This window comes from Planktotalea sp., assembly GCF_018607965.1.
Taxonomy (GTDB): domain Bacteria; phylum Pseudomonadota; class Alphaproteobacteria; order Rhodobacterales; family Rhodobacteraceae; genus Planktotalea.
Genome location: NZ_JABBAM010000042.1, coordinates 1 through 2784, shown reverse-complemented (window position 1 = coordinate 2784; position 2784 = coordinate 1). Strand labels below are relative to the sequence as shown.

Annotated in this window: 3 protein-coding genes; 2 read left to right on the top strand and 1 reads right to left on the bottom strand. The window is 50.6% G+C overall.

Going from position 1 to position 2784, the window contains the following annotated elements:
- Positions 1 to 194: 194 nt before the first annotated feature.
- Positions 195 to 848 carry an endonuclease III gene (gene nth, locus QZ279_RS03775; RefSeq protein ID WP_293448121.1) on the top strand — a complete coding sequence of 218 codons (654 nt, stop codon included), beginning with the start codon at positions 195 to 197 and terminating at the stop codon, positions 846 to 848.
- Complete coding sequence (locus QZ279_RS03770) at positions 845 to 1837, top strand: adenosine kinase (RefSeq protein WP_293448119.1); 993 nt, start codon at positions 845 to 847, stop codon at positions 1835 to 1837. The genes nth and QZ279_RS03770 overlap by 4 nt, the downstream gene beginning before the upstream one ends.
- Before the next feature lie 49 nt (positions 1838 to 1886).
- Here the strand turns inward: QZ279_RS03770 and QZ279_RS03765 are convergent, their stop codons facing one another.
- A complete protein-coding gene (locus QZ279_RS03765; RefSeq protein WP_293448116.1) occupies positions 1887 to 2705 on the bottom strand; it encodes a sulfotransferase family protein in 819 nt (272 codons plus the stop codon).
- Positions 2706 to 2784: the final 79 nt, after the last annotated feature.

Here is a 2784-nt window from a genome sequence, read left to right as displayed (position 1 = left end):
CAGATCCCCGACTGTCTTCCTCTCTGCCATCGCTCTCACTGCAACCGTCATCTTTAAGTTATGAGTCCTGACCCTAGGCGCTAAAGTTGGTTGCGGGAAGGCTCAATACACGACGGGGTCTCAAATCCTCACAGGCGTGCAAATCTTGCGTACCCTCTTGCCGAGCAACGATCAAACAGGCTACCTCACGCTCCATGACAAAACCTGCTAAACAGCTTTCTTATGGCATCATGCGCGAGATCTTCACGCGTTTTCGGGACTCCGAGCCCGAGCCAAAAGGCGAGCTGGATCACACCAACGCCTATACTTTGGTTGTCGCTGTCGCGCTCTCTGCACAATCCACAGATATCGGTGTGAACAAAGCCACAGCCGAGCTGTTTAAGATAGCGGATACCCCGCAAAAAATGCTTGATTTGGGGGTTGAAGGTGTCATCGAACACATCAAAACCATTGGCCTTTTTCGCAACAAAGCTAAGAACGTCATCAAGCTGAGCCAAATTTTGGTGGATGAATTTGGCGGCGTTGTTCCCAATTCTCGTGCGGCACTTGTTTCGCTGCCCGGTGTGGGGCGCAAAACGGCCAATGTGGTGCTGAACATGTGGTGGAACTATCCGTCACAAGCGGTCGATACGCACATCTTTCGGATCGGCAATCGCACTGGTATTTGCCCCGGAAAAGATGTGGATGTCGTAGAAAAGGCGATTGAGGACCATGTTCCTGTCGACTTTCAGCAGCATGCACATCACTGGCTCATCCTGCACGGACGTTATATCTGCAAGGCGCGCAAACCTGTGTGTAGCAATTGCATCATCAAAGACCTTTGCCCATTCGAGGAAAAAACGAAATGAAGAACTATAAAGTCGTCGGTATCGGCAACGCAGTCGTAGACGTCATCACGCAATCTGATGACAGCTTTCTTGCCAACATGGGCATCGAGAAAGGTATCATGCAATTGATCGAGAAAGAGCGCGCAGAGGTTCTGTATGGTTCTATGTCAGATCGCACACAGGCAGCGGGTGGTTCTGTAGCGAATTCCATCGCGGGGATCGGATCCTTGGGTTTGCGTACAGCGTTTATTGGCCGCGTCAGTGATGATGAGCTTGGGCACTTCTATGCCAAAGCAATGACAGACGAGGGAACTGTTTTCGTGAATGGCCCCGTCAAGGGTGGCGAACTGCCATCTTCACGTTCCATGATTTTCGTGTCGCCAGATGGTGAGCGTTCTATGAATACCTACCTTGGTATTTCGGCCGAGCTTGGCCCTGAAGATGTGTCCGAAGACGTGGGTACAGATGCAGAAATCGTCTTTCTTGAGGGCTATTTGTTCGACAAGGACAAGGGCAAAGAGGCTTTCATCAAGCTCGCACGCGCCTGTCGCGCAGCAGGTGGAAAAGCTGGTATCGCAATCTCTGATCCGTTCTGCGTTGAACGCCATCGCGCTGACTTTCTAAACTTGATCGAAAACGAACTCGACTATGTGATAGGCAATGAAGAAGAGGTTAAATCGCTGTTTGAAACCGATGATTTGGACACCGCATTGGCCAAACTTGCTGCGATTTGCCCGTTGGCCATTTGCACGCGCTCTGGCGATGGTGTTTCGATCATGTCTGACGACGCGCGCATTGACGTAGCAGTGACCAAAGTTGTCCCAGTGGATGCAACAGGTGCGGGCGATCAGTTCGCAGCAGGTTTCTTGTACGGTCTCGCGACGGGGCGCGATCTAGAAACTTGCGGCAAGATGGGCTGCATTTCCGCGGGCGAAGTTATCGGCCACGTTGGACCACGTCCAAAGGCGAACATCTCTGCGATGTTCCGTGATGCGGGTTTGTCTGCTTAATGAAAATGGGAACGGGGGCCGCGACATTGGCCCCCGCTTCTAACCTAGATCAATCGCCCAGTTTGGCGTGAACCTCATCAAGGTCGATTTCACCGATCGGCATCTTGTTGGACGGATCTTTGAAGTCATATTTGAATAGATCAAAGTCACGCTTGTAGATCTCATAGACCAAATGCATAGACAAATCGTCGAAGTAGTCTTCAACGGGATGCGCGCGTTTCGGGCCGTGGCCTTCACTTTCATTGAAGCGCGGGATCGTCTTGAGATCAATCTTGTTGGGCGCTTTGATACTATCCAGCACATCTTGCATGCCATCATTGAACGTTTCGGTCCAAAAAATCTTGTCGTAGCGACCGTCGTTTACAACAAACGTGGATACGTGACCTGACATCGCGGACCAGTGGATATCTGGATCCATCGGACGACGCCACCGGATGGTGTCGCGTGCAAATAAAAGGAACCGACGAAAGCTTGCGATTTGGTCAAACTCTTGTTTGCCATCTTCGCCACCCACTTCGATGCCATATTTTTGGACCAAGGTTGAGACCAGCTTGTCGCGATAACGGTTTCCATTGCGTTGAATGCCGCAAATTTTGTCGAAGAATGAAGATAGAATGCGTGTGTAGGAGTTACGAACACAGGTGAACGCGTAGGATTTATGCGCTGTTACATTGCTCGAAATGAGAGGTTGGCTTTCATCAAGCGCCCATTTGTGCATACCACCTTTAGCGTCGTGAATATCACCTTCAAAAAACGCGCCGTGGTCGGAGTAATACATGATCTGGCCGATCGTTGAACAGGCGCATTTCGGAACGACGCGATATACGACGCTCTCGCTTTCGGTCATCCAAGTTCCAGGAAAGCCCATATTCGTCGCCTCCAGCTGCGATTTACAGTCACAAAATTAACTTAGGGTCAGGACTCATAACCAAAAGATGACGGTTGCA

Coding starts and splice junctions, on each gene's coding strand:
- nth (WP_293448121.1), top strand. CDS start 195: ATGACAAAACCTGCTAAACAGCTTTCTTATGGCATCATGCGCGAGATC.
- QZ279_RS03770 (WP_293448119.1), top strand. CDS start 845: ATGAAGAACTATAAAGTCGTCGGTATCGGCAACGCAGTCGTAGACGTC.
- QZ279_RS03765 (WP_293448116.1), bottom strand. CDS start 2,705: ATGGGCTTTCCTGGAACTTGGATGACCGAAAGCGAGAGCGTCGTATAT.